This window comes from Aquimonas sp., from assembly GCF_044377145.1.
In the GTDB taxonomy this organism is placed as follows: Bacteria; Pseudomonadota; Gammaproteobacteria; order Xanthomonadales; family Xanthomonadaceae; genus Aquimonas.
Genome location: NZ_JBILJQ010000142.1, coordinates 1 through 5434 on the forward strand (window position 1 = coordinate 1; position 5434 = coordinate 5434).

Sequence of the window (5434 nt, forward strand, 5' to 3'; positions counted from 1 at the left end):
GAAGATGTTTCTGGCGGGCGAACCCGCAACGGCTTTGGCATGGGAGTCTCCGAACAAAGCCGCCCTAGAATGAGAGATAACGTGCTGCGTCACTGTCTCGTGGAGTGTAGGCGCGTAGGGCAGAGACTCGCGACGAAGTCATTCACTGGTGCTGACGGCCACGCGCTTCCGCGGCGCGAAGGAATGATCCGTATGCATGACACGCGAGTCACGCGCGCGCGCTTTCGCAGGCGGCTCCCAGCATCAGCTCATTGAACCTTTCCGCGCATTCCGCAGACGCTGTAGGCCTTCTGTTGGAACGATGCCAACGGACAAGCTCAATCTATCGCCTCATAGAGTTCCACGAACTTCTTCGCCGTCACCGCATACCCATCTTTCCGGTCGGCCTGGCTGTAGACCAGATAGTCGCCCGCCTTGTGTCGCGTGCTGCCTTCCTTGGTGACGATTTCGCCGGCTTTTTCGGCACGCTCTGCCCAGACCGGAGCGGTCTTGCGGTACTGGCCGGGCGCTACTTCGGAGTAGGTGCGGGCGAAGGTGTCGCGGTCGACGGTGTAGACGTCGTCGCCGTTGTGCACCAGCCAGTCGCCGCGCTTGCAGGTCTGGCGGGCGTCCCATTTGTGGTAGCTGAAGAGTTTGCTGCCGACTTCCGCTTCGGGCTTTGCTTCGAGGTTGAGCGGTATTGCGATCACCGTGGTCTGGTCGCGGCGCCGGTAAGTCTTCAGGGTGTCGTCTTTGGCGGGTGGCTTGGGTAGGTCGAATGCGGCGGGGAAGTGATCGTTGCGAACCGCAGCGGCGGCCAGCTCACCAAGCTCCTTGAGCAGGTCGAGGTTGGCGGGCTTGTCCATTTCGGGTAGCGAGGCCAGGGTCTTGTCCGGGATGCCGGGCATGAGGGCATCGACACCTGCGCGGGTCAGGTCGAGTTGGTAGCGGCGATAGCTGAAGCTGGGTTTGCCGGCGAGCAGGTCGTTGCCGAGGTTGCCGATCTCGCGATCGATGCTGTTTGCGCCTGGGGTGTTGGACAGCCACTGCATCAGCGTTTCGACAAGGGTGGCGCAGTCGTCCATCAGCGATGTGAGCGCATTGATGCCGGCCTTCGCCACCACCTTGCTGCTTGGCTTGGAGGGATCGCTCGCGCCGGTGCCGACCGATACGATCAGCAGCTGATCTTCCCCCGTGGGCCAGCCGACCTTGAAGCCGTCCAGCGTCGCGTACATCAGCGCCTGCAGTGCCGGATTGTTGTGCGGGCTAACGCCGCCATCGACGAACTCACCCTTTACCGTGTCCTTGCCGGCTGCGCGCGCGATGGTGATCTTCTCTGGGGCGAAGAAGGTGGGCGCGGCGGTCGAGGCGCGTACGACCTGCCACAGCGGGTAGTCCGCATTGGCAATCGAGCTGGAGCCTGCCCTGGCAGCGAAGTAGCGCCCCTTTGGATTGTTGCCCAGTGGCCACGGGCTGCCGGTGTCCATGCGCTTGGTGACGATCAACAGGCCGGTGCAGAGGCTGGCGTCGCCTAGCAACCGGTCGCCGAAGACCTGCTTCAGCTCCGCGATCAGCTCGGCTTCGTCATAGCGATCGCGTAGCAGACCGTTGCGCCAGACGCTGGCCTTGAACACCTGGCGGCCCAGATTCAGGTAGTGCTCGATCAGCTCGTCGACCGACAGCCCGATCGCCAGACCGGCGGCGATGATCGCGCCGGTTGATGTGCCCGCGATCAGGTCGAAGTAGTGGCCCAGGCGAAAGTCCGGATGATCGCCATGCCGCCTGCGCAGCAGCGTCTCGATTCTTTTCAGGTAGCCCAGCGACACGATGCCGCGCAGGCCACCACCGTCGAGCGCGAGGATGCGCTTGGGGCCGGGGCTCTGGAAGTGTTGGTCACGGGTGAGGGTCTGGTAGGGCATGGGATTCTCGCTTTGCAGGACTCTTGAATCGAAGGAATCGGGCTTCCGTGCTGGACCGATGCGAGGCGCGTGGCGGGTGCCCGCTGCGACGAGCATGGCTACGTTGAGTCGCGCTGCAGGTCCCGCAGTGCGCCCAGCTGCGCTTGCAGGCTGGCCAGCATCCAGTTCTGCGGTGCGCCTCCCGCCTTCAGCAAAGCGAGTTCAGCGTCCGCTTCGGGCGCGTTCGAGCCGCACAGTGCTTCAACCAATGAGGCTCTCACCCAGAAACGTTGCTCGGCCTCAACGACTGGATCCTGCAGGTGGCTGAATCCGGTCGAAAGCATCTGTCGAGCGCGCGCCACGACCCGCTTGCGGACTCGCCGGGCCTCCACTCGGTCCGCGATACGCTCCTCGCCCTCCAGTGATTTCGCGCGAGAATCAAGCAGGAAGGCGTAGTTGATGCCGTTGTAATGGTCGTCCTGCAGGATGAAACCCTTTTGGTACGCGGTGATCGCGGTCTCCAAAGCGTTGGCGCGGGCGTCATCGCTCAGCTGATCCGCGGGGAGTTCAGCCAGCCGTTTATGGATCGCGCCCCAAAGGCCGAGCGTTTCAGGGTCGTTGGAATGCTCGGGCTTCAACACTCGCAGGATCTCCCTTGCCTTGAACAGCGCTTGGGGCGGATTGGGCCGTTTGGACTTGTAGGTCGCCAACGCCAGCTGTTGGACGACATAGGCGTCAGGGCGTTCGCCCTGTGCGTCGCGTACGCGCTGCAGTACCTCACAGGCCTGTTCGAAGTTGTCGGCAGCCTTTGCCGCCATAGCCTCAGCCATCTGAGCGGCGAAGGTCGGATGGCCCGGGGCTGGAACGCCGTCCATCTTCGTCGGTATCGCCGCGGCGAACGCCGGTGGCTGAAGCGAGGGCAGGAAGGTGTACACGGGACTGTCCGCCTGTGCGGCACCTGAGGCAGCTTGAATCATGTCCACCAGGACCGCACGGACACGTTCGACCTCTTCGAACTCGATGCCAGGCCCCAAGTGCTGATAGCGAAGGATACGGAGATGGCTTGTATCGAAAGGATTCTGAAATCCCTCCTCGGCGATGACGATGGTCGTGCGAGGCTTGAGAACATGCCGCACACCCAACTCGTACATGGCGTTGAGGTTGGACGTCGACAGGTCCGCAATCACGACATCAGCGGTGTGCAGCCGCTGATACATCGGAACGTCGATGAGGCCCGCCGACAGCTCTTCATCTGCGCGTACGCATTCAAGGCCGGCGGCGAGCACAGCAGGGCGGATGATCGTTCGATAGGTCTTGTCGAGATCGAAGTCCTTCGACTGTCTAAAATCGGTCTTCTTGCCGAAGCCCATAATCACGAAGCACGTTTGCATTGCGCTTTCCTCCGCGATTCAAGAAACGGATCTCCACCGCCTGCAGCGCGATCTTTGGGGCGACAATCGAGCTGGAGCCATCCAGGCGTGCTCTGCAAATCGTAGTTGACACCGTCGACAGCATAGTTCGAATGGCATCGCAGAGACCACAGTGTTTCCCGCCGCAGCTCCACCTCATCCAACGAGCCCGCCGATGCCAGGCACGATTACCTTCCTCTCCCGAGTCAGCAGCGAGTTCGGGCATCTGGACGAAGTGCTGCGATCACAACTAGCGCCCTTGCCAAGTGCGGTGATCAAGACACCTACCGACCTCGAGGGCTACGACGCCGGTCTGACCACGCTGGACAAGCTGTGGGACTTCATCAAGAACGCTGACGCGGTGATCCACGTGGTTGGCGTGGAGCTTGGATCCCAGCCGCCCCAAAGCATGATCGACGAGCTGCTTGCTCGGCACGCTGAGCTGAAGGCTTGGCTTAACCAGAAGAGCTTGGCCTGTGCTGGCTGGACGTACACGCAGTGGGAAGTCTTTCTCGCGCTGTTCCGTCGGCATCAGTGCGGCGGTGGACGACCGCTGATTTTTGTCGTTGCACAAGAGGTAAGCGATCCGCCCGACCCGATCCTGCCGGGCAGTGAACGCGAAATGCCCGCGAGCCCTTCCCAGGGGCATCTGGATACGCTGGTCGGCTTGAACGTCCACGCGAACATCAGCTTCCGAAACGACGGAGAATTGCTGACGAGCCTGATGCGATCCGAGTTCGGCGCCCTTGTACACAGCGAGTCGCAAGCCGCAGTCATCTCGTTGACGGACCTTGTGTCCGCGTTACGCGGATCCGGATCAGCTCGCGCGCTGCTCTCGTGGCCACAACGGACGACAAACGATGAACGGGGTCGCTGGTTGGCGCGTCCCGAGCTCAATCAAATCGTGGACGCTGTGGTGACAGAGCCGCACGGCGTCATCCTCTTGCTTGGCGTCCCAGGCTCAGGCAAATCTGCACTACTAGCGAGGTTTGCCGAGGTCTGTTCGAGACAGGATCTGCTGGTCGTCCCGATCAAGGCTGACCGCATCTCGGAGGAGGTTTGCGACGAACACAGTCTCGCGCGCGAGCTTGGTCTTCCAGCGGCAACGGACCTTGCCACCAGCGTTCGCCGCCTAGCGTTCGACCGCAAGGTGGTCGTGCTGGTGGACCAGCTTGACGCGTTGGCGGGCATGGTGGTGCAGAAGCCGGCGCGGCTGCGCCTGCTGATGCAGTTGATCCACGATCTTTGTGGAGATCAGTAGTGCCCTGCCAGAGCAGGCGCCCAGACTGCTTGGTGCTTGGCTTGCGCGCCAAGATGAGCTTGAACGCAGTGAACGGCTCGCGCAGTCGAGTACGACGCACGGCGACGACTGTCCATCACGTGGCGGGTCTCGCCGAAGCTCTGCTCTGATTCGGTCTGAGCTGTACTCCGTAGGAAAGATCGCTACTGCGGCGCCGAGGGCCTTCGTTGAGGCAATCTGGTCTTGGTTCGTGAGTGCTGTCTCGGGGCTCGCGTATGGCGTGGTCTCGGTGAAGAACGCATATCGCCCCCGTGCCATCGACGTCGAATTCGGCGACGAAGACGAACGCATCGGCGAATACGAACTGGTACGTGCCATAGATGCGGCGCTTTGCGCCTGGGCCATCAGTGCGTCGGCTGAGTTTCTCGCCTTGGTCGGGCGGCATGGCGGGACCGATATCTCCCTAGTGCAACAGCTTCTTGCTCGGGGTCTCGCGCAGATCGCCCATCGTGAGCCACAGGCTGCGCTCGAGTTCCTCCTTTCCGATCCGCGTCGGATGGCACTGGGGGCACGCGATCGATGTACCGAGACGTGGGCGCTTGTAGAGGCGCTTGTGCCGCATCTCGACGCCCCGCAGCGGAGCATGCTTGAAGAAGCGGCCGTTGGTTGGAGCCCTTACCTCGCTGACCTTGACGAGGACTCGGCGACACAGGCAAACCGCGAGCGGTGGCGCCGGGAAGATCGCCTGCTGTTGCTGCGATCCTTCCCTGCCGAATTCCGGAGCCCTACGCGCCTACACTCCACGAGACAGTGACGCAGCACGTTATCTCTCATTCTAGGGCGGCTTTGTTCGGAGACTCCCATGCCAAAGCCGTTGCGGGTTCGCCCGCCAGAAACATCTTCCGCCG

The 5434-nt window shown here is 62.2% G+C and carries 4 protein-coding genes; 2 read left to right on the plus strand and 2 right to left on the minus strand.

The window, feature by feature from the left end:
* Positions 1-317: 317 nt before the first annotated feature.
* Positions 318-1898, minus strand: coding sequence for a patatin-like phospholipase family protein (locus tag ACIQ7H_RS21635; RefSeq protein ID WP_395795475.1), 1581 nt, complete (start codon positions 1896-1898; stop codon positions 318-320).
* A 98-nt stretch (positions 1899-1996) separates the two neighbouring features.
* Positions 1997-3268, minus strand: coding sequence for a TRAFs-binding domain-containing protein (locus ACIQ7H_RS21640; protein ID WP_395795477.1), 1272 nt, complete (start codon positions 3266-3268; stop codon positions 1997-1999).
* A gap of 193 nt (positions 3269-3461) precedes the next feature.
* Between ACIQ7H_RS21640 and ACIQ7H_RS21645 the strand changes: the two genes are divergently transcribed.
* A complete protein-coding gene (locus tag ACIQ7H_RS21645; RefSeq protein WP_395795479.1) occupies positions 3462-4547 on the plus strand; it encodes an ATP-binding protein in 1086 nt (361 codons plus the stop codon).
* 229 nt (positions 4548-4776) lie between these two features.
* Positions 4777-5340 (plus strand): hypothetical protein, encoded by a 564-nt coding sequence (locus tag ACIQ7H_RS21650; protein WP_395795481.1) that lies wholly within the window; start codon positions 4777-4779, stop codon positions 5338-5340.
* Positions 5341-5434: the final 94 nt, after the last annotated feature.

Bases quoted from the DNA above. Each gene is read 5' to 3' on its own strand.
- ACIQ7H_RS21635 (WP_395795475.1), bottom strand. From the start codon at position 1,898: ATGCCCTACCAGACCCTCACCCGTGACCAACACTTCCAGAGCCCCGGC.
- ACIQ7H_RS21640 (WP_395795477.1), bottom strand. From the start codon at position 3,268: ATGCAAACGTGCTTCGTGATTATGGGCTTCGGCAAGAAGACCGATTTT.
- ACIQ7H_RS21645 (WP_395795479.1), top strand. From the start codon at position 3,462: ATGCCAGGCACGATTACCTTCCTCTCCCGAGTCAGCAGCGAGTTCGGG.